The 24,863-nt window shown below is 65.6% G+C and carries 26 protein-coding genes; 13 read left to right on the forward strand and 13 right to left on the reverse strand.

Features of this window, described 5'->3' with window-relative positions; genetic code table 11:
- Positions 1-21: 21 nt before the first annotated feature.
- The 4 genes from B1A87_RS08560 to B1A87_RS08575 all read right to left on the reverse strand — a co-directional run bounded on the left by B1A87_RS08560 (position 22) and on the right by B1A87_RS08575 (position 4,533).
- Positions 22-1,275, reverse strand: coding sequence for an RNA polymerase sigma factor (locus B1A87_RS08560; protein WP_078029571.1), 1,254 nt, complete (start codon positions 1,273-1,275; stop codon positions 22-24).
- Between the two features lie 36 nt (positions 1,276-1,311).
- On the reverse strand, positions 1,312-1,731 hold the full coding sequence (locus B1A87_RS08565; protein ID WP_056626880.1) for a YciI family protein: 420 nt from the start codon (positions 1,729-1,731) through the stop codon (positions 1,312-1,314).
- 236 nt (positions 1,732-1,967) lie between these two features.
- Positions 1,968-3,224: an FAD-dependent oxidoreductase gene (locus tag B1A87_RS08570; protein ID WP_078029570.1), complete on the reverse strand. Its 1,257-nt coding sequence runs from the start codon at positions 3,222-3,224 to the stop codon at positions 1,968-1,970.
- On the reverse strand, positions 3,217-4,533 hold the full coding sequence (locus tag B1A87_RS08575) for an aromatic acid/H+ symport family MFS transporter (protein ID WP_078029567.1): 1,317 nt from the start codon (positions 4,531-4,533) through the stop codon (positions 3,217-3,219). Before B1A87_RS08575 ends, B1A87_RS08570 begins: the two co-directional genes overlap by 8 nt.
- A gap of 48 nt (positions 4,534-4,581) precedes the next feature.
- Between B1A87_RS08575 and B1A87_RS08580 the strand changes: the two genes are divergently transcribed.
- The 4 genes from B1A87_RS08580 to B1A87_RS08595 all read left to right on the forward strand — a co-directional run bounded on the left by B1A87_RS08580 (position 4,582) and on the right by B1A87_RS08595 (position 8,243).
- Positions 4,582-5,403: an IclR family transcriptional regulator gene (locus B1A87_RS08580; RefSeq protein WP_078029565.1), complete on the forward strand. Its 822-nt coding sequence runs from the start codon at positions 4,582-4,584 to the stop codon at positions 5,401-5,403.
- A 130-nt stretch (positions 5,404-5,533) separates the two neighbouring features.
- The gene (locus B1A87_RS08585; RefSeq protein WP_078029564.1) at positions 5,534-6,664 is read left to right on the forward strand and encodes a cupin domain-containing protein; all 1,131 of its coding nucleotides are present in this window, start codon (positions 5,534-5,536) and stop codon (positions 6,662-6,664) included.
- Positions 6,664-7,491 carry a fumarylacetoacetate hydrolase family protein gene (locus B1A87_RS08590; RefSeq protein ID WP_078029562.1) on the forward strand — a complete coding sequence of 276 codons (828 nt, stop codon included), beginning with the start codon at positions 6,664-6,666 and terminating at the stop codon, positions 7,489-7,491. The genes B1A87_RS08585 and B1A87_RS08590 overlap by 1 nt, the downstream gene beginning before the upstream one ends.
- Positions 7,491-8,243 (forward strand): maleylpyruvate isomerase family mycothiol-dependent enzyme, encoded by a 753-nt coding sequence (locus B1A87_RS08595; RefSeq protein WP_078029561.1) that lies wholly within the window; start codon positions 7,491-7,493, stop codon positions 8,241-8,243. The genes B1A87_RS08590 and B1A87_RS08595 overlap by 1 nt, the downstream gene beginning before the upstream one ends.
- A gap of 74 nt (positions 8,244-8,317) precedes the next feature.
- On the opposite strand, the gene B1A87_RS08600 is transcribed toward B1A87_RS08595, so the two are convergent.
- Positions 8,318-9,073 (reverse strand): MerR family transcriptional regulator, encoded by a 756-nt coding sequence (locus B1A87_RS08600; protein WP_078029560.1) that lies wholly within the window; start codon positions 9,071-9,073, stop codon positions 8,318-8,320.
- Positions 9,074-9,139: 66 nt separating this feature from the next.
- Complete coding sequence (locus B1A87_RS08605; protein WP_221937559.1) at positions 9,140-10,201, reverse strand: NAD(P)-dependent alcohol dehydrogenase; 1,062 nt, start codon at positions 10,199-10,201, stop codon at positions 9,140-9,142.
- Between the two features lie 105 nt (positions 10,202-10,306).
- Between B1A87_RS08605 and B1A87_RS08610 the strand changes: the two genes are divergently transcribed.
- Positions 10,307-10,999, forward strand: a complete 693-nt coding sequence (locus tag B1A87_RS08610; RefSeq protein ID WP_078029558.1) for a TetR/AcrR family transcriptional regulator — start codon at positions 10,307-10,309, stop codon at positions 10,997-10,999.
- Between the two features lie 54 nt (positions 11,000-11,053).
- Here B1A87_RS08610 and mctP read toward each other — a convergent pair whose 3' ends face one another.
- Both mctP and B1A87_RS08620 read right to left on the reverse strand, forming a co-directional pair.
- The gene (gene mctP, locus B1A87_RS08615; protein WP_078029557.1) at positions 11,054-12,748 is read right to left on the reverse strand and encodes a monocarboxylate uptake permease MctP; all 1,695 of its coding nucleotides are present in this window, start codon (positions 12,746-12,748) and stop codon (positions 11,054-11,056) included.
- Positions 12,745-13,026 carry a DUF3311 domain-containing protein gene (locus B1A87_RS08620; protein WP_078029556.1) on the reverse strand — a complete coding sequence of 94 codons (282 nt, stop codon included), beginning with the start codon at positions 13,024-13,026 and terminating at the stop codon, positions 12,745-12,747. Before B1A87_RS08620 ends, mctP begins: the two co-directional genes overlap by 4 nt.
- 179 nt (positions 13,027-13,205) lie before the next feature.
- On the opposite strand from B1A87_RS08620, the gene B1A87_RS08625 reads away from it, so the two are divergent.
- The 3 genes from B1A87_RS08625 to B1A87_RS08635 all read left to right on the forward strand — a co-directional run bounded on the left by B1A87_RS08625 (position 13,206) and on the right by B1A87_RS08635 (position 15,341).
- Positions 13,206-13,679: a GNAT family N-acetyltransferase gene (locus B1A87_RS08625; RefSeq protein WP_078029554.1), complete on the forward strand. Its 474-nt coding sequence runs from the start codon at positions 13,206-13,208 to the stop codon at positions 13,677-13,679.
- A gap of 90 nt (positions 13,680-13,769) precedes the next feature.
- Positions 13,770-14,192 (forward strand): alternative ribosome rescue aminoacyl-tRNA hydrolase ArfB, encoded by a 423-nt coding sequence (arfB, locus tag B1A87_RS08630; RefSeq protein WP_078029552.1) that lies wholly within the window; start codon positions 13,770-13,772, stop codon positions 14,190-14,192.
- A 372-nt stretch (positions 14,193-14,564) separates the two neighbouring features.
- Positions 14,565-15,341, forward strand: a complete 777-nt coding sequence (locus tag B1A87_RS08635) for a BBE domain-containing protein (RefSeq protein WP_260680756.1) — start codon at positions 14,565-14,567, stop codon at positions 15,339-15,341.
- 66 nt (positions 15,342-15,407) lie between these two features.
- Here B1A87_RS08635 and B1A87_RS08640 read toward each other — a convergent pair whose 3' ends face one another.
- From B1A87_RS08640 to B1A87_RS08650, 3 genes are all read right to left on the reverse strand, one after another.
- Positions 15,408-15,755, reverse strand: a complete 348-nt coding sequence (locus B1A87_RS08640) for a UBP-type zinc finger domain-containing protein (protein ID WP_078029551.1) — start codon at positions 15,753-15,755, stop codon at positions 15,408-15,410.
- A 121-nt stretch (positions 15,756-15,876) separates the two neighbouring features.
- Complete coding sequence (locus B1A87_RS08645) at positions 15,877-16,869, reverse strand: DUF5996 family protein (RefSeq protein WP_078029549.1); 993 nt, start codon at positions 16,867-16,869, stop codon at positions 15,877-15,879.
- Between the two features lie 203 nt (positions 16,870-17,072).
- Positions 17,073-18,521, reverse strand: coding sequence for an MFS transporter (locus B1A87_RS08650; RefSeq protein WP_078029548.1), 1,449 nt, complete (start codon positions 18,519-18,521; stop codon positions 17,073-17,075).
- 384 nt (positions 18,522-18,905) lie between these two features.
- On the opposite strand from B1A87_RS08650, the gene B1A87_RS08655 reads away from it, so the two are divergent.
- From B1A87_RS08655 to B1A87_RS08665, 3 genes are all read left to right on the forward strand, one after another.
- The gene (locus B1A87_RS08655; protein ID WP_139362913.1) at positions 18,906-19,484 is read left to right on the forward strand and encodes a hypothetical protein; all 579 of its coding nucleotides are present in this window, start codon (positions 18,906-18,908) and stop codon (positions 19,482-19,484) included.
- A 127-nt stretch (positions 19,485-19,611) separates the two neighbouring features.
- On the forward strand, positions 19,612-19,896 hold the full coding sequence (locus B1A87_RS08660; protein ID WP_078029601.1) for a hypothetical protein: 285 nt from the start codon (positions 19,612-19,614) through the stop codon (positions 19,894-19,896).
- A 6-nt stretch (positions 19,897-19,902) separates the two neighbouring features.
- On the forward strand, positions 19,903-20,484 hold the full coding sequence (locus B1A87_RS08665; protein ID WP_078029546.1) for a mismatch-specific DNA-glycosylase: 582 nt from the start codon (positions 19,903-19,905) through the stop codon (positions 20,482-20,484).
- Positions 20,485-20,530: 46 nt separating this feature from the next.
- On the opposite strand, the gene B1A87_RS08670 is transcribed toward B1A87_RS08665, so the two are convergent.
- Positions 20,531-21,100 (reverse strand): TetR/AcrR family transcriptional regulator, encoded by a 570-nt coding sequence (locus B1A87_RS08670; protein WP_078029545.1) that lies wholly within the window; start codon positions 21,098-21,100, stop codon positions 20,531-20,533.
- 159 nt (positions 21,101-21,259) lie between these two features.
- On the opposite strand from B1A87_RS08670, the gene B1A87_RS08675 reads away from it, so the two are divergent.
- Both B1A87_RS08675 and B1A87_RS08680 read left to right on the forward strand, forming a co-directional pair.
- Positions 21,260-22,228 (forward strand): transporter, encoded by a 969-nt coding sequence (locus B1A87_RS08675; RefSeq protein WP_221937560.1) that lies wholly within the window; start codon positions 21,260-21,262, stop codon positions 22,226-22,228.
- A 99-nt stretch (positions 22,229-22,327) separates the two neighbouring features.
- Complete coding sequence (locus tag B1A87_RS08680; protein WP_078029543.1) at positions 22,328-22,627, forward strand: muconolactone Delta-isomerase family protein; 300 nt, start codon at positions 22,328-22,330, stop codon at positions 22,625-22,627.
- Positions 22,628-22,654: 27 nt separating this feature from the next.
- On the opposite strand, the gene B1A87_RS08685 is transcribed toward B1A87_RS08680, so the two are convergent.
- On the reverse strand, positions 22,655-24,583 hold the full coding sequence (locus B1A87_RS08685; RefSeq protein WP_221937561.1) for a glycoside hydrolase family 15 protein: 1,929 nt from the start codon (positions 24,581-24,583) through the stop codon (positions 22,655-22,657).
- Between the last annotated feature and the right edge of the window lie 280 nt (positions 24,584-24,863).

A 24,863-nucleotide genomic window follows, 5' to 3' on the forward strand; every position in this document is an offset into this window, starting at 1 on the left:
ACGGCGCCATGGTTCCGGGGCCTACCCGCGGGCCAGCTCGTCAATCTTGCGTTCAAGGGCTGCGCGTTCGGCCGCGTTCGTGCACAGGCTGACCGCCTGCTGCAGGGCCGCCCGCGCTTCGCCGGCCCGGCCGAGCCTGATCAGTATCTCTCCCCTGACCGCCGGCAGCAGGTGCGAGCCGTTGAGTTCGCCGCGCCTGTCGATTGCGTCAACCAGTTCCAGCCCTGCAGCCGGGCCTGATGCCATGGCCACCGCCACAGCACGGTTCAGTTCGACAATCGGCGACGGTGACAGCCGCCCCAGCGCCTCATAGAGGATGACGATCCGCTGCCAGTCCGTTTCCGAAACCGAGCGGGCCACGGCGTGGCATTCGGCGATGGAGGCCTGCAGTCCGTAGGCTCCCAGCCCGCGGCCGGCTGCTATGGCCGTCGAAAGCCCCGCGCGGCCGCGCCGGATCGCGGACTGGTCCCACCGCCGTCGGTCCTGGTCCTCCAGGAGGACGGGCCGGCCAGACGAGTCGAGCCTCGCCGGGAACCGCGCGGCGGTGAGTTCCATCAGGGCCAGCAGGCCATGCACCTCGGGTTCGGGCGCGAGCCGCACGAGCACACGGGCCAGGCGGCGTGCTTCGCTGGCCAGGTCCGTTCGCATCCAGGAGGTACCGCCGGACGCGAAGGAACCCTCGGTGAAGATCAGGTAGACCACCTGGAGGACAGAGCCAAGTCTTGCCGGTAGCTCCTGCGGTTCGGGAACGGCGAAGGGAGCGTGGGCGGCGGCCAGTGTCTTCTTCGCCCGGGTGATGCGCGCCTGGATGGTGGGCACCGGAACCAGGAACGCCTTCGCGATCTCGTCGGTGCCCAGGCCTCCCACTACCCGCAATGTCAGCGCGATCCGCGCCTCCTTGGACAATACGGGATGGCAGGAGATGAACATCAGGGCCAGGACGTCGTCGTCGATCGCTTCGGGATCGAAGAGGGAATCCGCGCCCGGCTCCTCCTCCGAGAGGTCCCGGGCCAGTAACGCGTACTTTTCGTCCCGGGCGGCACGGCGCCGGAAGGTGTCGATCGCACGACGCCGGCCGGTGGCCAGCAGCCAACCCACAGGTTCCGCGGGGACTCCATTCACGGACCAGGACACCAGCGCCTCGGCAAGCGCCTCCTGTGCGAGGTCTTCGGCCAGCGGGAAATCGCCCGTGTAGCGGGCAAGGGCGCCGACGATGCGGGCGGACTCCATGCGCCACACCGCTTCGACGGCGGCCCTTGCCTCGTTGCTGCTCACTGCCGGATCAAAGCTGTCGGGTCAGAACTGGCCGGTTCAGAGCTGGCCGGTCTGCTCGCGCCACGCGCGTTCCTTCTGGATCCATTCGTTGTCCTGGGGGAACTCGTCGATCGAGGGTACCCGGCGGATTTCGGTCTTGGTTCCAGCCGTCATGGGTGCCCGCTTGGCCCACTCAATGGCTTCCTGCTTCGATGCCACATCCAGGATGTAGTAGCCGCCGAACAGCTCCTTGGTTTCGCCGTAGGGCCCGTCGGTGACCACTGGCGTTTCGCCGGTGAAGTCCACTACGACGCCCTCCTTCGGATCGTCCAGGCCCTCGGCCGCCAGCAGGACGCCGGCGCGGATCAGTTCGTCATTGAACTTACCCATGGTCTCGAGCATTTCGTTGAAGTCGGCCTTCTCAAGGTTGGCGTAAGACTCGTCGGTTCCGCGCATGATCAACATGTACTTTGCCATTTCAATCAATCTCCTAGGTTTTGGAAGGCCGCCCTTCGACCTTCTCACCCACAGGTCGAACGGCGCGAGGGCAGATCGACACGGGCCCGGAAATTTCTTTGCCCTTCCTTCAGGCAGCCTTCAAGACAGCCGGACTGACGCGATGGAGGGGCAGTGCTCCGGACCGGCTCCTTGGGGGAGCCGGTCCGGTGCACGTGATCGCTCATCCGGCAGCAGGGCCGGGACCCGTCACCGGATCAGGCGGAAATCCGGTCCGCCAGCCTGGAGTCGGCGGCCCGAGCTGCCGGCACGCCGTCGCCGTCCTGGCCGTAGAGCCAGTCGTTGTACTGGAAGTTGTTGTCCTTCCGGCTCTTGAAGAGCAGGTTGCGCAGCGTCCGGGCCAGCCCGGAGACGTGCCAGGATTCGCCCCAGATGCGGGCGGTGCGCTGGACCCGGGCCGTACGGCCGGCGCGGAGGATGTTGAATTCCCGGATAGCGTCATCCCAGGCTCCCGGGTTGACGCCGTTCGGGGTGAACACGGTGCCGCTGGTGGCGTCCTGCAGCACGGCCGCGTCCTCGAGCGCCTGGCAGGCGCCCTGGGCGAGGTACTGCAGCATGGGGTGCGCGGCGTCACCCATCAGCACCATCCGGCCGGCGACCCAGTTTTCGATCGGATCGCGGTCGTACATGGGCCAGCGCATGCTGGTACCCAGGTTCTCGAGCGCTTCCCGGACGGCCGGGACGCAATCCTTGTACGCGGCTTCGAGCTCGTCCACTCCCCCGTACTGCTCCTCGCCGCGTTCGAAGGACGCGGACTTAAAGACGGCCACGGTGTTCAGCAGCTCGCCTTTGCGCAGCGGGTACTGCACCAGGTGGCAGTCCGGGCCGAGGTAGACAATGACGTCCTCGAGGTCCGCCTTGGGCGTGTTTTCGGTGATCGGCACCGTGCCGCGGTAGGCAACGTAAGCGGACGAGACTGGCTCGTCGCCGGCCACGAGCGGACGGAGGGTGGACTTGAGTCCGTCGGCGCCGATCACGACGTCGGCCTCGTAGTCCACGCCGGCGGCGGTGTGGGCCACGCCGCGCCCGTTCACGGTCTCAACACTTTCGACCATGACGTCGTTGACAAGCTTCACGCCCGCCGCCTCGCAGCCTTCGAGCAGGACCCGGTGCAGGTCGCTGCGGTGGATCACGACGTACGGCGCACCGTAGCGTTCCTCAAATTCGCCGTCCAGCGTCTGGCGGGTGAGCTCCTCGCCGGTGACGGCGTCGCGGAAGACCAGGTGCTTGGGCTGGACACCGATCTCCAGTGCCTTTTCCAGCAGGCCCCAGCGGCGCAGGACGCGGGAAGCGTTGGGGGCCATCTGCAGCCCGGCGCCGACTTCGCCGAATTCCGGGGCCCGCTCCACGAGGGTGACGTTGGCGCCGTTCTCCCGCAGCGCGAGGGCTCCGGCCAGTCCGGCCATACCCCCTCCGATGACGAGGACATCGGTGGACGTGGCGTGCTCAGACATTGCTTGCTCCTTGAGAGATTGAGGATTTTGACTTCAGCTTGAGGCCGATGGCGGCCAGCAGCAGCGCGGCGATGGCGGCTGCACCGGCGAAGGCCAGGAAATTGGAATTGACGCCCAGGCCGGCGGCCAACAGGAGGCCGCCTACCTGGGGTGCGGCGACGGCGCCGATGCGGCCGGTGCCCAGCGCCCAGCCCAGCGCGGTCCCGCGCAGGTGTCCGGGATAGTGGCTAGCGACGGCGGCGATGATGAGGCACTGCGTGCCGTGGGTGCCGACGCCGGCGAGGACCAGCATGAGGTACACGACGGTGACCGGCGGTCCCGTGACCAGGACGACGAGCGCACCGGCGGCGACGGCGGCCGCGGCTATCGCCGTCGGAATCGGACCGAAACGGGTCCCGGCCCAGGCCGTGATGACCGAGCCTGCCACCGCACCCAGGTTGAGGGCCAAAGCGAAGGTCAGGGCGGACCCCAGGTTGTAGCCGGCCAGTTGCATGAGGTTGGGCAGCCACGTTCCCAGCCCGTACCAGGCGAACAGGGTGGCGATCGTCGCCAGGGCGAACAGCAGGCTCACCCCCAGGTACGGGGCGCGGAGCAGGGAGGAAAAGCCTGCCGGCTCCTTGGTCTTGCGCGTGGCCCTATCCGCGGCGCTGACCGGGGCCAGCGTCTCCGGAAGGTATTTCAGCCCGAGCGGCACCACGACCATCAGGGCCAGCACGGCCACCAGGAACATGGACTCCCAGCCGAAGGCGGGGATCAGCTGGATGCCGACGAGGGCGGCGATGGATCCGCCGATCGGGACGCCGGACATCATCAGGGTGGCGATGGTGGACCGCCACTTCGTGGGAACCAGTTCGGCGACCAGGGCGTTGGCTGAGGGCACCAGGCCGCCGAGGCCAATGCCGGCCAGGAGCCGAAGCCCCCCGAAGACGGCGGCGTTCGGGGCGAAGGCACAGAGGATGGTGAAGATCGAGAAAACGACGGCGCAGCCCAGGATGGTACGGCGGCGCCCCCAGGAGTCGGCCATCCGGCCGGCGAAGATTGCCCCGATCATCATGCCGACGAAGGCCATGGAACCGATGGTTCCGGTGGTGGCCTTGGTCAGTCCCCAGCCGGTCTCGGAGATCAGGGAGGACTGGACGGTGCCGTAGACGATGAGGTCGTAGCCATCGAAGACCACCAGGAGCCAGCAGACCAGGACGGCGGCTGCGGAGCCTTTGGAAAACCGCGATGCAGGCCCATCGGCGGCAGTGGGGGCGGGAACCCCGGGCGGGAACCGGTGCGGCGCTGCATCGGGAAGTGTGTGATTCATCCCACTACTGTCGTGGCCGCCGCAGGTGAAGCACCATAGAATTCTGTTGTGCAGAACAACCCAGCACCCAGATCAGCCAGGAAGCCCGTGCAGAAGCGGCCGACCTATTCCATCGAGGCCGTCGACAACGCGCTGCAGCTTCTCCAGCTGCTCCGCGATGGCGGGGCGCTGCGGCTCAAGGACGCCGCCGAGGAGCTCGGCGTGGCCCCGTCCACCGCCCACCGACTCCTGGCCATGCTGGTCTACCGGGGGTTCGCCGTGCAGGATGAAACCCGCCGCTACGCACCCGGTCCGGCCATGGGCGTCGGTCCGGCCGGCCTGGGCTGGACCAGGCTGCTCCGCTCGCTCGCCCAGCCGCACATGGAACTGCTCTCTGGGCGGCTCAACGAGACCGTCAATCTGATGGTGCGGGTCGGGACGAAAGTGCGCTTCCTGGCCACCGTCGAAGGAGAGAATGTGTTACGTGTCGGCGACCGGCAGGGGACGGTCATGCCAGCCAACAAGACCTCAGGGGGCAAGGCCATGCTCGCCGAACTGGAACCGCACATGATCGAACAGCTCTTCCGCAGCAGTAACGCCGAGATCGGCGGGGACACGATTCCCGCCACGGAGTATCCGGCGTTCCTGCGCGAACTCGAGTCCATCCGCAGCAACGGCTTCGCCGCCAATTTCGAAGGCACGGAGGAGGGCGTGAGCGCCTTGGGAATCGCCCTGCACAACAGGCACGGTCAGGTTGTGGGCGCGATCAGCGTCGCCACTCCCGCGACCCGGTTCCGCAGGGTGTTCGACGGCGGACTCGTCGCCGCCCTGCGTGAAACCTGCCGGCAGCTGGAGATCGACATCGCGGCAAATCCGGCCGAGCCGGACTAAGGCTCCGTCGGTCTCGAGAATTCAGCCTCGACCAACTAATTCTGACCAGCAGAATATGTTGGGGGTCACACTGCTCCGTCCGTAGGGTCGAACTACGCCAACGAACTGTTCTGACCTAGAGGAGGCCCTCGTGTCCATCAGCGCCGAAAGCACGACCCATGATTCAGTGGCCGCCAGCCACGCCCTGCCGGAGCCCACGCCTGAAGAGGCAGCCCAGCTGAAGCAGCTGTACCGGGATTTTGACCGCGAGAACCTGATCCCGTTGTGGACGGAGATTGCGGATCTGATGCCGATGGTTCCGTCCCCGAAAGCCGTGCCGCATGTGTGGCGGTGGAGTGACCTGTATCCGCTGGCCGCCCGGGCGGGCGACCTGGTTCCCGTGGGCCGGGGCGGTGAACGCCGCGCGATTGCACTGGCCAACCCGGGCCTGGCGGGTACCCCCTACGCGACGCCCACGCTGTGGGCAGCCATCCAGTACCTCGGTGCGCACGAAACCGCGCCGGAACACCGCCACTCGCAGAACGCGTTCCGCTTCGTCGTCGAGGGCGAAGGCGTCTGGACCGTGGTGAACGGGGACCCGGTCGCGATGCGCCGCGGGGACTTCCTGCTGACCCCGGGCTGGAACTTCCACGGCCACCATAACGACACTGACCAGCCGATGGCCTGGATCGACGGCCTGGACATCCCGTTCGTGCACTACGCCGACGCCGGGTTCTTCGAGTTCGGCACCGAGCGCGTCACCGACGAGGCCACCCCGGACATCTCCCGCTCCGAACGGCTCTGGGCCCACCCCGGCCTGCGCCCGCTCTCGGGTCTGGATGACACCACCAACTCCCCCATCGCCGCGTACCGCTGGGAACACACCGACCGTGCCCTGACCGAGCAGCTGCTCCTCGAAGACGAAGGCCACCCGGCCACGGTCTCCCAGGGCCACGCCGCGGTGCGTTACTCCAACCCGACCACCGGCGGGGACGTGATGCCCACCATCCGGGCCGAGTTCCACCGCCTCCGTGCCGGCGCCAGCACCGAGGCCGTCCGGGAGGTCGGCTCCAGCGTGTGGCAGGTCTTCGAAGGGTTCGGCTCGGTGGTCCTGAACGGCGAGACCAGGACCCTGGACAAGGGCGACCTGTTCGTCGTCCCGTCCTGGCAGGAATGGTCCCTGCAGGCGGACACCGAGTTCGACCTGTTCCGTTTCAGCGACGCACCCATCTTTGAACGGCTGAATTTCAACCGCACCTACACCGAAGGACGCAACAAGTAATGAGACTCCTCACCCTCCGCACCGGCAACGGAACGACGACGGCCGTCCGCCAGGACGGCGACACCCTGACCCAGATCGACGGCTTCGCCGACGTCGGAGAGCTCCTCCGCAGCGACGGCTGGGAAGACACCGCGAAGGCAGCCAGCGGCGCAACGCACCCGTTCGACGGCGCCGACCTCGCCGCCGTCGTGCCCTTCCCGGGGAAAATCATCTGCGTGGGCCACAACTACCGTAACCACATCAAGGAAATGGGCCGGGAGATCCCGGAGTACCCCACCCTGTTCGCCAAGTACCAGGAATCCCTGATCGGCCCGAACGACGACCTGGCACTGCCGCAGGAATCCGACACCGTCGACTGGGAAGCCGAACTCGCCGTGGTGATCGGCAAGCAGGGCCGCCGGATCAGCGAGTCCGACGCCAAGGACCACATCGCCGGGTACTCCGTGCTGAACGACGTGTCCATGCGCGACTATCAGTTCCGCACCATCCAATGGCTGCAGGGCAAGACCTGGGAGAAGTCCACCCCGTTCGGCCCCGCCCTGGTCACCAGCGACGAATTCACCGCCGGCCCGCTCATGACCTCGGCCGTGGACGGCGAGATCCAGCAGCAGACCCCCACCGGCGACCTCGTCTTCACCCCGGAGTTCCTGGTCTCCTACATCTCCACCATCATCACGCTGAACCCCGGCGACGTGATCGCCACCGGCACCCCGGGAGGCGTTGGCCACGCCCAGGACCCCAAGCGCTACCTGCAGGAAGGCCAGCTCCTGGTCACCACCATCGAGGGCCTGGGCCAGCTGAACAACCGCGTGGTCAAGGAAGCCTGATGGCTGCCCGCACCGACCAGACCACCGACCCGCAGCTGCTCGAGGGTTTGCTGCAGGCCCGGCGGGGCACCGCGTTCTTCGCCCGCAAACTCAACGAACTCAGCGACCAGGAGCTCGACGGCGATTCGCTGCTGCGGGGCTGGACCCGCCGCCACGTGACGGCCCACATCGGCTACAACGCGCGGGCCATCGCGCGGCTGGTCGAGTGGGCGGGCACCGGCGTGGAGACACCCATGTACGCCTCCACGTCGGTGCGGGACCACGAAATCAACTTCGGCGCCACGCTCAGCCCGATCGCGCTGCGGAACCTGTTCGACCACTCCGCCGTTCACCTGAACGTCGAATGGCGCGACCTCCCCGAAGATGCCTGGCACCACAAAGTGCGGACCATCCAGGGCCGGGAGGTGCCTGCAACGGAAACGGTCTGGATGCGCACCCGCGAAGTCTGGATGCACGCCGTCGACCTGGACAACGGCGCCTCCTTCGCCGACATCCCGGCGCCCGTCCTGGAACGCCTGCTCAAGGACATCACCGGTGCGTGGCACACCCGCGGCACCGACGCGGGACTGGTGGTCAAAGTGACGGACCGCAATCTCACGTTCGGGGATCCGACGTCGGCGTCCCCCACCGTGGTCTCCGGGCCGTTGGCCGCCGTCGTCGAATGGGCCGCCGGCCGGGGGCTCGGCGGCGTCACCGCCACCGGCATGGCAGCCACCAACGGTGCGGTTCCGGCCGCGCCGAAGTGGATTTGAACCCATCGCCGCACTGATTCCGGCAACGGGAAAAGCCCCCTCGCCGAGGGGGCTTTTCCAGTATTCGGCCGCAGCTACAGGTTCGCTTCCGCGTAGACGCGCAGGGCGTCCCGAACGAAAGTTGCGCCGGACTCGCCGCCATAGTTTGCGCTGAAGCGAGGATCGGCCACATACATTTCGCCGAGCCCGATCACGTAACCCTTCACGTCACCTCCCGATGCCGCCGGCGTACCTGGAATTCCCCGGAGCCATTCCACCTGCCGCCGGGCAAGGTCCTGCGCCTCGTCGCTATCGGCGGCGATGCCCGCACCGGCCGCGGCGATCCAGTCGCTGCCGAGCTGCTGCGAGCGCTGCTTCCAGGCCGCTTTCTCCCGGGCGTCCATTCCACGCCACCAGGAGTGGCCGCTGGCATAGGCATCCCTGCCCCAGCGTTCCTCCACTTCATCCTTGTACCGGGTGTGGTCAAAGCCGTCGAACATGTTCTCTGCCATCAGCTCTCCACCTCCTTTCACTGCCTCGATGGTGCGCTGGACCGATGCGATCTGCCGGTTCAGCCTGTCCTGCTCCTGGCGCAGCCACTTCAGGTGGCCGCTCAGGGCCTTGACGGCGTCTGACTCGTCGCCAAGCACTTCGCCGATCACCGACAGGCCAAGGCCCAGCTCGCGCAACAGCAGAATCCGCTGGAGCTGGACCAGCGCCGCCTGGTCGTAGTGCCGGTAGCCGTTGGGGGCCATCCGGCTCGGCTTAAGCAGGCCGATGTCGTCATAGTGCCGCAGCGCCCGGCTTGTGGTGCCGGCGATCCTGGCGATCTGTTGGATCGACCAGTCCATGCGTTCCTCCTTCCGCGGCACCTCCGCGCCGATAAGCCGACTCTAAAGGTTGACGCAACGGGAAGGTCAAGAACCTGATTTGGGAATGGTGATGGCGATTTTCCCGCGGGTTTTGCCGGCATCGAAGTAGCGCATTGCATCGGGGACCTGTTCCAGCGGATAGGTACGGTCGAGGGTAGGGGTCAGGGTTCCTGCTTCGATGAGTCCGGCGAGGTGCTCGAGGTCCGCTGCCTCCGCCTTGGCCAGGACCATGGTCAGCCGCTGGCTGATGAACGGTGACAGGGCCAGCGCCCGGAACTGCCTGTCAATACTGCCCGTCCAGGGCCCGCCTTCCTCGCCGCCGGTAATGACGGCCGTTCCGGTGCGGGTGAGCGCCCGGCGGAGGCGCGCCAGGCCGGGGTTGCCGGCGATGTCCAGGATCAGGTCGTAGTGTTCGCTGCCGTCGGCGAAGTCCTGCCTGGTGTAGTCGATGACGTGGTCGGCGCCGAGCGAACGCACCAGGTCCATCTTGCCGGTGCTGGAAACTCCGGTGACCACTGCGCCGGAAGCCTTGGCGAGCTGCACAGCGTAGCTGCCGACCCCGCCCGAGGCGCCGAGGACCAGCACCTTCTGCCCCGGCGTTATCGGGCCGGCGGTGCGGAGGGCCTGCAGGGCGGTGCAGGCGGACACAGGAACCACCGAGGCTTGTTCGAAGCTGATGTTCGCCGGCTTGCGGGCGAGCTGGCTTTCGCGGGCGGTGGCGTACTCGGCGAAGGGGCCTTTCCCTGCGCCGAAGACGTGGTCCCCGGCTGAGAACCGGGTCACGGCCGCTCCGACCGCGATGACGGTGCCGGCCAGGTCCAGCCCGGGAACGGGGTTTTTGGGGGCGCGGATGCCGTAGGCCAGGCGCAGCGCGTACGGCAGGCCCGTGGTGACGTGCCAGGTGCCCCGGTCCAGCCCGGCGGCATGGACCTGGATCAACACTTCGTCCTCTCCAATCCCCGGACTGGGAATCTGCGCCATGTGCAGGACACCGGCGGAGCCGTAGGACTCCTGCACGATGGCCCGCATGGTGACCTCGCCTCCCGGCGAGCCGCCCGGCGAGCCGCCCGGACGAGGGGTCCCCTTAGCTTGTTGACCAGAGGTCATGGCCGTTCCTTTCAAACACTTGGAGTGTGCAGCCCACTGATTCGTACGCTGTACTAAAAAGAGTATCGTACAATGTACTAAACCGCTACGGCCAAGGAGTTTTCGTTGTCGACCACCACGCCGCCCGTCCCTGGGAAGAGACTTCCGCTCAGCCGGGAGAAAGTGCTTGAGTGCGCTTTGGGCCTGGCCGACGAGTCCGGAATCGCCGCACTGACCATCCGATCGCTCGCGCAGAGCATGGGGACCAAACCCATGTCGCTCTACTACTACGTGGCCAACAAGGAAGAGATTCTTGACGGCATCGTGGACATTGTCTTCGGCGAAATCGAACAGCCCTCCCCCGCGGGCGACTGGCGGGACGAAATGCACCGCAGGGCGCACGCGATGCGCCGCGCGCTCAGGCGCCACCCGTGGGCGGTCGGACTCTTGGAATCCCGCACCTCCCCCGGCCCGGCGACCCTGCGCCACCACGACGCGACGCTGGGCACGCTAAGAGCCGCCGGCTTTTCAGTTCAGCTCACGGCCCACGCCTACGCCCTGCTGGACAGCTACATTTACGGTTTCGCCCTCCAGGAAGCCGCCCTGCCCTTTACCGGCCCGGACACCGCCGCGGAAACCACGACGCCGATCGTGGAGAGTTTTTCAACCGGTCAGTACCCCCACCTGGTCGAGATTGCCACCGAACACGTGCTCAGACCCGGCTACGACTTCGGGGATGAGTTCGACTTCGGGCTGAACCTCATTCTTGACGGCCTCAGCCGGTCGATTCCACCCGCTGGCCCAGACGCGGAGCATTAGAACGGAAACTCCGGAAACCTATTACTGTGGCGCGGAATTCCGTTGTAATACGTGTCAGAAGGCGGGGCCGCCGGGCTCGCCGAGCGGGTACTCACGCTGGATCTCGGCGACCTTCGGATCGTTCTCGTCGGCGCCGTAGTCCGAGCTGCGCGTGATGTCCTTTCCATCAGGGACCTTGAATGCACGGAGTACCAGAGACAGGCCGGCAGCGACGATAAGGTTTATCACGAAGGCCACGACAGCGATGTAGACCTGCACGTCGGTACCGGGGATGGCCGCGATGGAGCCGCCAAAGTTGGCTTTCGTGACTGGGTTGACCACGTTGTAGGCAGCGATAGTGCCATAGATGATTCCGGCTGCCCAGCCGCAGAACAGCGCCCACCGGTGGAACCAGCGGGTGTATAGCCCTGCCACGATTGCCGGGAAAGTCTGCAAGATCCATATGCCGCCGAGGAGCTGCATATTAATGGCTGCCGACTGGTCCATGGCGATGACGAAAATCAGTGCACCGAATTTCACCACCAGCGATGCGATCTTGGAGACTTTGGCTTCCTGCCTGGGTTTGGCGTCAGGTCGGATCAGATCGCGGTAAATGTTGCGGGTGAAGAGGTTGGCGGCGGCTATTGACATGATCGCGGCCGGGACCAACGCGCCGATGGCGATGGCGGCCAAGGCGATGCCGGCAAACCAGTCCGGGAAGTGGTCAAGGAACAGCTGCGGCACCACCAGCTGCGGGTTAATGGCGCCGTTCAAGTCGATGGGCTTGGTACCGGCGTAAATCGCCGCGTAACCCAGCAGCGCCAGGAACCCCAGCATCAACGAGTACAGCGGCAGCACCGCGGCATTCTTCCGGATCGTGTTCCTGCTCTTCGTCGCCAGGACGCCCGTGATCGAGTGCGGATACATGAACAGCGCCAAGGCCGAGCCCAAAGCCAGCGTCCAGTACGCGGAGTAGCTGCCGGCGCCCGGAATGAATACTCCAGCGGGTTTGCCGGTTGCCGGGTTGACCGCACCCAGTTTCGCCTCAGCCGAGTCGAAGATGGTGCCCCAGCCGCCGAACTTGATCGGCAGGTAGATCACCGCAACGATCACCGCCAGATAGATCAGCAGGTCCTTGACTACTGCGATCAGGGCCGGAGCCCGCAGACCCGACGTGTAGGTGTAGGCGGCCAGGACTACGAACGCGATGATCAGCGGCAGATCCGTCAGCAGCACGTTCTCCGCACTGCCCAGGCCCAGCACCGTGAGCACAGCCTTGATGCCAACCAGCTGCAGCGCGATGTAAGGCATGGTCGCGACGATGCCCGTCACGGCGACGGCAACGGTAAGGGCCTTGCTGCCGTAGCGGCCGCCAACGAAATCGGCCGGCGTGACGAACCCATGCCGGTGCGAAACGGACCACAGACGGCTCATAAGGAGAAACACGATCGGGTACAGAACGATCGTGTACGGTACTGCGAAGAAACCGCTGACGGCTCCCGTGGCCCACATCGCAGCCGGGACTGCCACGAAGGTATAGGCCGTATAGAGGTCGCCGCCCAGCAGGAACCAGGTCACCCAGGTTCCAAAACCGCGGCCTCCAAGGCCCCACTCGTCCAGGCTGTGGAGCCCAGTCGCCTCTTCTCGGCGCCACCGCGCCGCAAAGAACCCCAAGGCAGCCACCAAGACGAAGAGAATAATCACAATAGTGAGTGCAACGCCGTTAATGGGCCGGTCCGGAACGGCCAGCGGCACGGTGAGCCCGCTCATCGCTCATCCTCTGCACCGGTCGTTCCCCGCACGGCTTCGCGACGGCGCCGATCCTCCTTGGTGATCAGCCAGTAAGAGCACCCCACCAGGCCCGCGGTGACCGGAATCCACATCATCTGATACCAGTAGAAGAACGGCATACCGGCCAAGCGCGGCTCATCGATTGAATACGCCGGCACAAACAACGGAACCACAATGGCGGTTGCCAACAGTATTCCGGCGATGACGTACGGACCAGGTCTTGCCGGCCCGCGCGTTGGAGCATCAGGAATGGACATCGACGCCTCCTCATCGAGACGGGCCCCGCAGCGGGAAGGCTTCCCGGGACGTGCCGGCGGCCTGTGGACCGTGTGTCGCGGCGGTCCTAACCAACAGAATAGACACTGGACTTATTCTCCAACAGGGCATTTGCGCCCGTACTTTCTAGTTAGTTGGCGGAACCGGTAGATTTGAGGCGATGATTCACATTGACCCCGATGACCCCGCCCGCGAGGATGTCCACCAACTCCTGAGCGAGCACCTGGCGGACATGTTCGCCACTTCTCCGGCCGAAAGTGTGCACGCACTGGACCCCACAGCCCTGTCCGGGCCGTCCATCACCCTTTGGACGGCCCGCGAGGACGGCGAGCTCCTGGGGTGTGGCGCGCTTAAACTCCTCGACTCCCCGCCCGGCTCTGCACAGCACGGCGAGATCAAGTCCATGCGGACCACAGCACGTGCCCGGGGGCGCGGCGTCGCGACCCTCATGCTCAGGCACATCCTGGACGACGCCCGAAGCCGGGACTTCAAGCGCATCTATCTTGAGACAGGAACAGAGGAGTATTTCGCTCCCGCCCGGCGGCTGTACGCCCGCCACGGATTCACCGAGTGTCCGCCCTTTGCCGGCTACGCCCTGGATCCAAACAGCGTTTTCATGGAACTCCGCCTCTGAGCCATCCCGTAGCCTCGCCCGTCGCTGGATGACCGAGCCAGGTGGATGTCGGGGGCTTCGACCGCGCCCACAACGTGCAAGGCTGGTTGCATGGATCTGGAAGTGTCGCCCTCGCTCACGATTCCCTCGTCGGAACTCGGCTGGCGGTTCTCGCGTTCATCCGGGCCAGGCGGGCAACACGTCAACACCTCGGACACCCGCGTCGAGCTGTCGTGGAACGTCGTTGACTCGACTGCGCTTTCGGACGGCCAACGCCTGATGCTGGTCACGCGTCTCGGCCGTCGCCTCATCGCTGGGGTCATCACCGTGACCGCCTCCGAGCATCGCTCTCAGCTGCGTAACCGCGAGATCGCCCTGGCCAAGCTCTCCGACCTCGTGGCCGAGGGTCTTGCTCCAGAAGCTGCTCAACGCCGGGCGACTAAACCCACCCGGGGTTCGAACCGTCGGCACCGCGCTGCGAAGGAACAGCGGGCGGCGACGAAACAGCAGCGAAGGCGTCCGCCCGCCGAGTAGCGCCGTGCACCAGCATTCCTTCCGTCGACGCACGGACGTTCGACGACGGCGACGGGCACCTTCGCGTCCGACCAGGGACGACGTGACGCAGGACTTGGACTCGTCGCCCTACGGGCGCGTTAGACAAATAAGTTGTTGCCCAGCTCAGGTGGCGAACCTAAAATCGGGACAACTCACGGGAGTTCAGACGAATGTCTGAGAGCCGCATCTGGTGACCTTCGGGCGCCGATGCCGACCACATCCAAGGAAAATTGACCAAGGGTTTCGCCCTTTGACCCGGAAGCATCGACCGATGAACACAGTTCATCAACATGATCCGGAACTTGAGATCCAACAGCTCTGCAGGAGTTACGCGGGCGGCTGTCGGGATCATTGATCGAGCCACAGGATCCGCTCTATGAGGAAGCCCGGGCGGTATGGAACGGCATGGTCAATGTCCATCCTCGTGCCGTTGCCCGGACGGCCGCCGGCGAGCACGTGCGCAGCGGCGGAGGGACGATCCTCGTACTCCAGCCCGAATTCGGGATGGGCGACGAGCCGTGGATGATTGTCGGATTCGCCTGGGTTGCCGACGACCACCAAGCCGGCCTCAAGCTCCTTGAGCAACTGCGCCTAGAGGCTCCTCCCGACCAAGAGGAAGTGGGCGCGACTTCGTGGGTGGGCTGGCAGGGCGCCATGGACACCGTGTTTCCTAAGGGCTCGCGCGGCTACTGGAAGAACGTTGCGTTCTCCAGCCTCGACCAGGAGGTCATCGACGTACTGGTTGGTTTAGCCTCCGAGCTGACCTGGCAGGGCACGGGGATAGACGTCCACCATCTGGAAGGCGCGTTCGGACGGGTGCCGGAAGTGGCCACAGCGTTCCCGAACCGGTCCGCGCGTTACTGGCTCAACGTCTATGGGTTCTGGCACGACCCATCCGAGGACGACCGGCTGACCGCCTTTGCCCGCAAGGCCTACGCACTCATGCAGCCATTCTCCGAGGAAGGCCAATACGTCAACTTCCTTGGCGCCGAACTCGGACCCCACGACGCAGACGCCGCGCGCCGGGCCTACGGGCAGGAGAAATATCAGCGCCTCCTTGCACTCAAAGACCGCTACGACCCACAATCTCTTCCGCCTCACCACAACATTCCGCCGACGCCCGTCTAGGGAAGTCCTCCCCCGGAACGGGATGCTGAGGGGTTACCTGGGGGTCGGTTCTGCCAGGGCACATGGTCAGGCCAACTTGTGGCGCCAGTCTTGGGGGACTCGCGAGGCCGGCCCCGGGACGCTCTGATCGAGTGGGTGATGGGCCGGCGGCGCCAGGTCCGGTCCGTCGAAAAAAGTGGAGCGGGGGTAGTCGTAGAACCAGGCTTCGCCCGGTTCGAAGGTGCGGATGACGGGATGGCCCGTGGATCGGGCATGAGCGGAGGCGTGTTGGGCCGGCGAGTTGTCGCAACAGCCGATGTGGCCACACTGGGCACACCGGCGAAGATGCAGCCACCAGCCTCCGCTGGCGTCGCATTCAATGCATCCGGCACCGCTGGGCGGGACCGAGACATCAATGCCCTGCACCACGTTCATTTGGCTTCTCCTCGGATTCGGGCGCCGTCGCCCGCGCACTATTTTACGTCCAGATCCATGCCTGGGCCGATGGAGGGTCCTTGTCCTGTCGGTCCGACGTCGGGTCGCGAAAGGCCCGGGGTCAGGGCGAGGCGGCGCCGCGCGCCTGCCCCGGGGGCTGCCGGTGGTGACGGTGCTGCCGCCAGCGGTCCGGATCGATTTCAAGACCTGCCCGGTCCCAGCGGCCTGTCTCGGCGGCCGCCTCGTAAGTGGAGTGAAGGAACCGAGACAAGGTCCCGTCCGGATCCGGTGCGGTGCGGACGTTCTCATAGGGAAGCAGGTAGAGCTTGTCGGCTTTGCTGTAGACGGTACCGTCCGCTTCGGTGACGTACTCGGAGTAACCGGCCGGCTCGGGGAACGAATAGGCGTAGGAGGCGCCTTCCTCACCTCCGCCCGGCCAAAACCCGCAGCTGCTCGTTTCGTGGGAGTAGGCCTCGGCCATGACCCAGTCGGGGCAGTTTGGGGCACCGCCCGGTTGGGTCGACGTCGCGCGCCCGGAGAACCTCGTGTATGCCAGATCTATCGATCCCCAGAAGAAGTGAACGGGACTCGCCTTCCCGCTGAAGTAGGACCTGAATTCATTCAGGACCCGGTCCGTCTGGACCAATTGGTGCCAGAACAGCCGGACGGCCTGGGCGTCGTAGGAGGCATGCCGGTCGTCTGCTGCGAAGGGTATGGCCGGATCCACCTCGTTCGGAATCGCCCGGATGGACGTGTTGATGCCGAGCCTCCGCAATGCCTGAAATACCTCGGCATGGAATTCGGCCACCGATTTGGCTTCGAGGACGACGCTCTCGGCAGTCCCGTCGCTGGAGCGTATGTGCAACCGGTGGTCACAAAAATCGAATTCGATATCGAAAGCGCCGTGGCCATACGGGATCCTGGAGGTCGCAAGCCCGCGCGGTGTGACGTACAGGGTCACGTGCCACCAGTGGTTGAGCATCGGCGCATGGGCCATGCGGATCTTGCCCACGATCTGGGTCCACATGTGCACCGTATCCCGGGTTTCAGCCCAGTCAGCCACACGAAGCCGGGGCCACCCGTTGCGAGCGTCGGCAGCTTCCGCATAGTCCATCGCAGGGTCCTCCGCCGTCCGGACTTCAGCTTCCGGGGACCGTCTGCACTGACCCCTGCGGGGGCGCGGTCCCTTCCCAAGAATTCTGCCACTCGGCTCCCGGGGCGCATACCTGTGCGTTGCACCGCGGATGCGGTCCCCGAAAAAGCGTCCATCCGCGGTCATCACCTGCCGCTGCCCGGGCAACGCCCCGACAGACCACGCTAAGGGTTTTGGATGCCCTTGGGTTTGTCCGGCGTGCGCATGACTCGAACGCCGAGCCTGGGTGGCGGCGTTGTCCGCGGCGCGGGGTTCCGTGGCGGGTTCCTGATTCCGGAGGCTGAGACCGCAGCTCCGATGACCAGAAGGATGGCGACGGCGATCAGCACCCGGTGGAATCCGGCCAGGTCAAGCTGCGTTCCGGTAAGGAGTCCGACGAGGGCGATGCCAATCAGACCCGACACCCGGGCAACCGCGTTGTTCACTGCCGAGCCGATCCCGGACTGCTGTTCGGAGATCGAGCCCAGGATGGCTGCGGTAAGCGGTGCCACCGTGGCCGAGAGCCCGGCCCCGAAGAGGATGATTCCCGGCAACAGCTGAGTCCAGTAATTGAGGGGCGCCTGCGACGAGACCATCAAGAGGTAGCCGAGGCCGGCGCCGGCCGGACCCAAGGACATGAACCACCGCGGCCCGTACCGGCCGGCGAGTGAACCGAACCATGACGACAAGCAGATGCTCAGCAGGCTGACCGGCAGCAGGGCGAGGGCGGCGAAAGTCGCCGGGAATCCGGCCACCTGCTGCAGGAAGAGCACGATGATGAATCCGCCGACGGAGAGCGCGGCATAGATGAACGTCGTGGCTATGTTGCCGGCCGCAAAGTTCCTGACGGCGAAGAGGCTCAGCGGCATGAGCGGCTGTTTCGCTGTTGCCTGCCGCCAGAGGAACGCCGCCAAGCAGAGTACTCCGAGGATCAAGGGCAGCAGGATGGCCGGACTCCCCCATCCGCGTGTGCCCTGCTCAATCAGGGCATACACGGGTCCGGCCAGTCCGAGAACGCACAGCACCGCCCCGGGGTAATCAATGCGAACCCCCGCCTCGCGGACGTCCGTCGCGTGCAACACGGCCAGAAGGCACAGGATCACCGCGATCGGCAGAACGTTGATGCCAAACACCCAGCGCCATCCGACGGAATCGACCAATATGCCGCCCAGGAGCGGTCCGGCGATGAAAGCCACGGTGGTACCGGCGGTCCATTGGCCAATGGCCTTGGCCCTGGCCGCCCCGTCAAAATGTGAGGTGATGAGCGCGAGGGAACTGGGCACGAGCAAAGCCCCGGCAATGCCTTGCAGGGCCCGGGCAATGATCAGAACCTCGGCGGCGGGTGCGAACGCGCACATCAGGGACGTCACTCCGAAACCGACCAGGCCCACGCGGAGAATGCGGATCCGTCCGAGAACGTCAGAGAGCGATCCGGCAAGGAGGATGAGCGAACCGAGGGTGATCAGGTAGGCGTCCACGACCCATTGCTGGGTGGTCAGGCCGCCTCCCAGTTCACGGGAAATGGCCGGTAATGCGACGTTGATGACGCCGCTGTCCAAAAAGGACACGAAGGAGGCGAGAATCGCGATCCAAAGAACGAGTGTTTGAGCGCGCGACGCCGGAGGGAATCCCATTCCTCAGCGCCCGGAAGAACTGGCCCATGTCCAAGGGAGGGAAAAGCACCAAGTCACGTTCGGTCAGGTCATCGTCCGGGCCCCGCCGCGGCGCTGGCGGCAACTCAATGCTGGCCGAAGCCCTGGCGGCACTGCGAAGCTAGGCAAACTCGTCCGGCGACGGCGTACATGAGAAGACCCTCACCGGCTTCTCATGGCTGCCTCACGTCTGCAGGCCAGCATGGAAGGTGTCAAAGACGACGAAACGTTCGTGGTCTTTTCGGGACCCGGGCATCGTGACAGGCGGGACAGAGGATGCTGAAGGTTCCGGCCCTCACCGGTGTTTGTGGCGCCCTCACCCGTGCTGCTCTCGCAGCAGGGTCCGAGCATTCCATAGCGGGAGATGTGACCTTGAAAACCTTGGAGGAAACCCACGATATATTCGACAGTTCCGACCGCCCAGGACGGGGATCCGGGTCCCACAGCAGGCGCGGAAACCTTCAGTGGCCGGAGCACGGGCGCAGCAACTGGAAGCCGCTGCGGAAGCACCACGTCGAACCGGTCGCATCAGCGTTCCTTCTCGACGAGGTCTCGGCGCTGCTCGCTTACGACCCCGGCGTACGATCCGGAGCACAGGATGCCTCACGCGCCATGATGGCCGCCACCGGCCGGGTCTGCCTGGACCTCGCGAACCACCGCAGGCTGTTGGACGCGACGACAGTGAACAGGCTCCTTGCGGAGCTGGAATGGCTCACCGTGGCTCTGGGCCCGCTCAGCCATTTCACGCCTCCCGAGGGAGACGGATACGCTGCGGCTTACACGACGGCACTCGCCGCGCTCGAATCCGACCGGTATTTCCGGCTGGTCGCCGATCTCCAACTGTTCTGTTCGGCTCCTCCGCTCAAAACGGGGAAGTCCCGGAAACACAGACAGTCCGAGCAAATGCGGCCGATGCACGGCCCGATCCGAAGCCCAATCTGCTGACGGCGCCAGCATCCTGTCCCTGGCCATTTTGAGCAACTCAAAGCGACCGCCGCGCTGCCCGGGTAGGGGCGCGGGAGTTCTGTGTCCGAACGTCGAAGTGGTCGGCGTCCGGGCGTACGCTGCATTCATGGACAACACATTCGAGATCGAGCTGGTCAATGACAACGAGTACGCTGTGCGGTCGGAAGCAGAAGGACAGTCGGTGGAGTCGCTTTTCCGAACCGATCCCGGTTTTCTTGAAAGCATCGGGCTGGCCGAGGCCGATGGGAAACGGGTTGTGGAGGAAACTGCCCGTTTCCTCGCCGAGCATCAGCCGGTGATCGATTTCCCGCCGTTGATCGATCTTGAAGACATCGCTGCCGCTTACGACGATTATCCGCAGCAACTCCGGAACCGGCTTGGAAAAGAGTAGTTCGGCTTGAGGTTTACTCGGTCTGCGCTTGATTCGTTCCGCGGCGGGAGCCTGCCGGACCTGCTCGCGGACCACACGCGACTTCTGTTCGTCGGCATTAATCCCGGCCTGCGCGCCGTCGCAGTGCAGGCGCATTTCGGCGGCGGAAGCAACCGCTTCTATCCCGCTCTCTACCTGGCGGGCATCGTCGATCGGCGGATAGATGCTTCCGCGGGCTTCCTTCCCGAAGACCTCGCACATCTGCGTGAGCGTGGCCTCGGCATCACCTCGCTCGTTGCGGGAGCATCGGCGCGCGCGGACGAACTAACCGCAGAGCAACTCGTGACCGGCGCGGAAGCGCTCTCCGAGCGCGTCGAACGCATCGCTCCGGCAGTGGTGGCGGTACTGGGAATCACTGCCTACCGGACGGCCTTCGCCCGGCCGCAGGCGAGGACCGGCCGTCAGCCGGATCCTCTCGGCGGCTCCCCCGTCTGGGTGGTCCCGAACCCGAGCGGCTTGAACAAACACGCGAGCCTCGCTGACCTGGCAAACGCCTACCGCGAAGTCGCAATCGCGGCCGGCATCGAACTCTTCGCCGCGTCAGCGTGACCCGGCGCGCGCCCGCCAGGTCTAATCGGGGATTCTCTCTCCGACGTCATAGTCCGTCGACGATGCCGTCGACGACTGCGCCGAACCTCTCCGATGACCCACCCGCCTTGACGAGCACGCTAAGCCCGACCACAGAAGCAAGCAGCTGACTGGCGGCGGTCTCGGCATCCCGATCCACGCTGAATTCTCCAGACTCCCGTCCCTGCGCGACTGCTTGACGAAACACCGCTTCGATCCGCGTGAAGAGGTCGTCCGCGATGCGGTTCACGTCGTCGTCGGCGGTGCCGAGCTCTGCGGCGGCATTGACCATGACGCAGCCCCGCTGGTGCTCGCCTACGCCGGCAAGGACAGTCACCGCAGCTTTGAGGCGCGGCCCGATCGGCCCCGGCGCTGAGAACAGCTCGGTCAGGTACTCGAGTCGTCTCTCGCTGTAGCGCCGAAGAGCACGCACGAAGAGCGCGTGCTTGCTTTCAAACGTGTTGTAGAGACTACCTTTTCCGATCCCCAGCTCACTGGCCAGCTCCTGCGGCGTCGTTCCGGCGTACCCCTGGCGCCAGAACAGGTCCATCGCCCTGTCGACGGCCGCGTCCGTTTCAAACTGCATCGGTCTGCCCATGGGAAAAGCGTAACTTGCGTGATATTGTACTTCAAGGTCAAAAACTGCCGATGACCACCCGCCGGGTCCCCCTACCCCTTTCAGGAAGGCATTCCTTTGTCCGCTCAACCGCACTTGGCGCACGCCGCCCCTGCGAGCCGCTTGCGCAAGAGGGTCCCGTTGAACACGCTTGCTATCCCGCTGGGCTTGGCTGGCCTCGCCCAGGTTTGGTCCGTGGCGACTTCCGCGCTCGGCATCCCGTTCGAGGTCGGGCAGGCGTTCTGGCTGATCGCCGCGATCGCCTGGATCTGGACCATCGCGGTGCACGTGCATCGCGGCACGCGCACCGATCAACCGCTCTCGCATCAGCTCACGCACTTCGCTCAGGGTCCGCTGGCGGCATTGCTCCCCATCGCCGCGATGCTGCTCGGAGCGAGCCTTCACCGCACGGTTCCGCTTGCCGCGACCGTGCTGACCTTGATCTCCCTCGCCGCCGCTGCCGCGTTCGGCGCATGGATTCTGAGCTTCTGGATGCGCGGGGAAATGCCGCTCGAATCCGTGCACGGCGGCTACTTCCTGCCCATCAGTGCCGCCGGTTTCGTCGGTGCCCTCGCTGCCGCAGAGACGGGCCTTAACTGGCTCGCCGTCGGAAGCTTCGCGGTCGGCATCTTCTTCTGGCTGGTGATCTCCGTGTTTTTCTTCCTCCGGCTAGCGGTCCGTCCAGCCATGCCTGCACCACTTGTCCCGACACTCGCGATCATGATCGCTCCCCCGGCCGTTGCGTCAGCAGCATGGCTTACCATCTCTGGCGGTCGACCCGATCATGTTTTCGAGGGGTTGACGGCGATGACGGCGTTCATGGTGCTGATCCAGGTGATGTTGTTGCCGCGCTACCGCGCGCTGCCGTTCTCGCTCGGATTCTGGTCATTCACCTTCCCTGTGGCGACTGTCGCTGCGCTCGCAATCACGTGGTTGCATCTGCTCCAACCGTTTGCCTGGCAGGCCATCACAATTGCGGTGCTCGGCGCCGTTACGCTACTTGTGGTGTCGATCGCGGCGAAGTCGATCCTCCTGCTCATCGCCACGGCCCGCGCGGAACGGCGACAGCGGCCAACCGCCGGGGAGCAGGCGATGGCTGGCCACGAGTAAGAACCACATCCATCGCCCGCAGAAGGTGACGCCGGGGTCTCCCCCACCACCCATCCAGCCCGACACCCCTCACCAATCTGTTGAAGAAGGATCAAGGAAATGGAATTCCTGACCACCCTCATTACAAACGTTCCCGACGGAACATCGGACGCGATCGTCAGCGACACCCGATCACGGGAAGCGCTCAGGGCCGCAGAGCTGGCCGAGCAAGGTCACCTGCTCCGGCTGTGGAGGCCTCCGGTCGAGCCGGGTGAATGGCGAACGCTTGGCCTCTGGAGAGCAGGCAGTGAGACAGAGTTGAAGGGCATTCTCGCCACCCTCCCTCTGCACAAATGGATGACAGTGGAAATCACGCCCCTCAATCCCCACCCGAACGACCCGGCAAACAAGAGGTCCTGACGGCACCGTCAGTTTCCGTCGCTGCTGTCAGGTGCTGCGGTGCGCCGGGGCGAACTGCGCCGCCCGGCGGGTTTCCTCGGCGCGGATGAGGTGCACGAGCGCGTTGATGAGGGCCAGGTGGGTGAACGCCTGTGGGAAGTTGCCGAGATGCCGGCCGCTCACCGGATCCAGCTCCTCAGCGTAAAGGCCCAAGGGACTGGCGAGGGACAGCAGACGTTCGCACAGTGCCTTGGCGCGTACCACTTCTCCGATCTCGACGAGGGCTGAGACAAGCCAGAACGAGCAGGTCGTGAAGGTCCCCTCCACGCCGGTGAGTCCGTCGTCGGTCTCCTCGGGGCGGTAGCGCAGGACGAGCCCGTCCCGGGTGAGTTCGTCGGCGACGGCCAGGACAGTGGCGCACACGCGTGGATCGTTGGCGGGCAGGAACCGGACGAGCGGGACAAGGAGAAGTGAGGCATCGAGGTTCGTCGTGCCGTAGGACTGAACGAACACACCGCGGTCGTCGACACCATTGCGGCAGATGTCCTCATGGATCTCCTCGGCGATGGTGTCCCACTTCCGGGCGTAATCAGCCTGGCCGTGCATGCGCGCCAGCCGGGCACCACGATCCAGGGCCACCCAGCACATGAGCTTTGAGGATGTGAAGTGCTTCGGTTCGCCACGGACCTCCCAGATGCCGTGGTCGGGGTCCCGCCAGTGGGCGGCGGCTTGCTCGACCTGGCGGAGCAGGACGGGCCAGAGCGGCTCGGGGAGCTGGTCACGGGATTTGGCGTGAAGGTAGACGGAGTCCAGCATGGTGCCCCAGACGTCGAGCTGCCGCTGGCGGGCGGCAGCGTTGCCGATCCGGACGGGGCGGGCGCCGTCGTAGCCGCCGAGCCCCTCGACAGTGACCTCGGGAAGATCCCTTTCGCCGTCGATGCCGTACATGATCTGCAAGTCCTCCTCGGCGGCGACGTCGCGGATGAAAGCGAAGAAGTCGTCGGCTTCCCGGTCCAGGCCGAGTGTGTACAGGGCCCATAGCGCGAACGTGGAATCGCGCACCCACGTATACCGGTAGTCCCAGTTCCGCTCTCCCCCGGGCGTCTCGGGCAGCGACGTGGTGGGCGCCGCGACCAGAGCTCCAGTGGGCGCGTAGGTGAGGCCCTTCAACGTCAGCGCGCTGCGTTGCAGCTGCTCCCGCCACGGGTGGTCGGGGAACTCGCCCCCGGTGATCCATTGCCTCCAGAACTCAGTGGTCTGCCACTGCTTGCGCGTGGCTTCATCCCACGTCCGCGGCGGGGGCAGCGACCCCCAGGAGAGCGCGATAAAAGCCTGCTCGCCCTCGGTCATCCGGCTGCGGATGACCGCGATCGAGTCCTCGATGCCCAGCCGGCGGTCGGTGGTCAGACGAAGCAGCGGATCCTCCCCGTCGCCGCTGACCGTCACGATCTCCCCGTATGCGGGGCTGGAGAACTCCCACCTTGCCCGGCGCCGGCCGTAGTCGAAGACCGGCTCGCACAGCACGGACAACTCAACTGCACCGCTGACGCACCGGACGGTCCGCAGCAGGCAATGCTCCGCCTCGTAGTTCATCGGCGGGCGGCGGTATCGTTCGGCCCTCTCTTCGGTGTGGTGCCACGGACCCATCACCAGGGCATCCCTCACGATCAGCCATCCGGTCCTGGTCTGCCAAGTGGTCTCCAGGATCAGGCTGCCGGGGAGATAGCGGCGCGCAGTGGGCTCCCGGACGCCGTACGGCGCCACCTTGAAGCCACCCGCGGCGCGGTCGAGCATAGCGGAGAACACGCTCGGTGAGTCGTGACGCGGCACGCACATCCACTCCACCTGCCCGCTCGATGCGATCAGGCAGCTGGCTTCGCAGTCAGACAAAAACCCATAGTCGGCGATCGGCGGGTACGGGCTCGTGCCTGCCCCTAGCCGCCGCCCCTGGGCCCCTGATCCGGCGTCGATCCTCACTACCCCAGTATCGTCCTCCGGACTGGAAGCGGGAATCCTGAATCCCGCGCCCGCAGCAACTGCAACCAGGATTCCCCGATCGGCAGAGGTGGTGGAGCAATCTCCGACGGCCCGGGTTAGTCTCGGGCGCGCGTGACGCTCACCATGATGGTGCGCCGATCAACAGTCGAGGGCTTGCGTAGCAGATCCGCACCGCCTCCGCGATCCTGTGGGCCGGCAACAGTTCGCCTTCGTCATTCACGGAAGCAGATTCTTCGAAGAGGGACGGGACGCCACCAAT

This window comes from Arthrobacter sp. KBS0703 (assembly GCF_002008315.2).
In the GTDB taxonomy this organism is placed as follows: Bacteria; Actinomycetota; Actinomycetes; order Actinomycetales; family Micrococcaceae; genus Arthrobacter.

Excerpts from the sequence above, each read along its gene's own strand:
- B1A87_RS08570 (WP_078029570.1), bottom strand. The coding sequence starts at position 3,224 with ATGTCTGAGCACGCCACGTCCACCGATGTCCTCGTCATCGGAGGGGGT.
- B1A87_RS08600 (WP_078029560.1), bottom strand. The coding sequence starts at position 9,073 with ATGGACTGGTCGATCCAACAGATCGCCAGGATCGCCGGCACCACAAGC.
- B1A87_RS08565 (WP_056626880.1), bottom strand. The coding sequence starts at position 1,731 with ATGGCAAAGTACATGTTGATCATGCGCGGAACCGACGAGTCTTACGCC.
- B1A87_RS08640 (WP_078029551.1), bottom strand. The coding sequence starts at position 15,755 with ATGAACGTGGTGCAGGGCATTGATGTCTCGGTCCCGCCCAGCGGTGCC.
- arfB (WP_078029552.1), top strand. The coding sequence starts at position 13,770 with ATGGATCTGGAAGTGTCGCCCTCGCTCACGATTCCCTCGTCGGAACTC.
- B1A87_RS08650 (WP_078029548.1), bottom strand. The coding sequence starts at position 18,521 with ATGGGATTCCCTCCGGCGTCGCGCGCTCAAACACTCGTTCTTTGGATC.
- B1A87_RS08680 (WP_078029543.1), top strand. The coding sequence starts at position 22,328 with ATGGAATTCCTGACCACCCTCATTACAAACGTTCCCGACGGAACATCG.
- B1A87_RS08575 (WP_078029567.1), bottom strand. The coding sequence starts at position 4,533 with ATGAATCACACACTTCCCGATGCAGCGCCGCACCGGTTCCCGCCCGGG.
- mctP (WP_078029557.1), bottom strand. The coding sequence starts at position 12,748 with ATGAGCGGGCTCACCGTGCCGCTGGCCGTTCCGGACCGGCCCATTAAC.
- B1A87_RS08620 (WP_078029556.1), bottom strand. The coding sequence starts at position 13,026 with ATGTCCATTCCTGATGCTCCAACGCGCGGGCCGGCAAGACCTGGTCCG.
- B1A87_RS08660 (WP_078029601.1), top strand. The coding sequence starts at position 19,612 with ATGGACAACACATTCGAGATCGAGCTGGTCAATGACAACGAGTACGCT.
- B1A87_RS08625 (WP_078029554.1), top strand. The coding sequence starts at position 13,206 with ATGATTCACATTGACCCCGATGACCCCGCCCGCGAGGATGTCCACCAA.
- B1A87_RS08590 (WP_078029562.1), top strand. The coding sequence starts at position 6,664 with ATGAGACTCCTCACCCTCCGCACCGGCAACGGAACGACGACGGCCGTC.
- B1A87_RS08605 (WP_221937559.1), bottom strand. The coding sequence starts at position 10,201 with ATGACCTCTGGTCAACAAGCTAAGGGGACCCCTCGTCCGGGCGGCTCG.
- B1A87_RS08670 (WP_078029545.1), bottom strand. The coding sequence starts at position 21,100 with ATGGGCAGACCGATGCAGTTTGAAACGGACGCGGCCGTCGACAGGGCG.
- B1A87_RS08645 (WP_078029549.1), bottom strand. The coding sequence starts at position 16,869 with ATGGACTATGCGGAAGCTGCCGACGCTCGCAACGGGTGGCCCCGGCTT.
- B1A87_RS08595 (WP_078029561.1), top strand. The coding sequence starts at position 7,491 with ATGGCTGCCCGCACCGACCAGACCACCGACCCGCAGCTGCTCGAGGGT.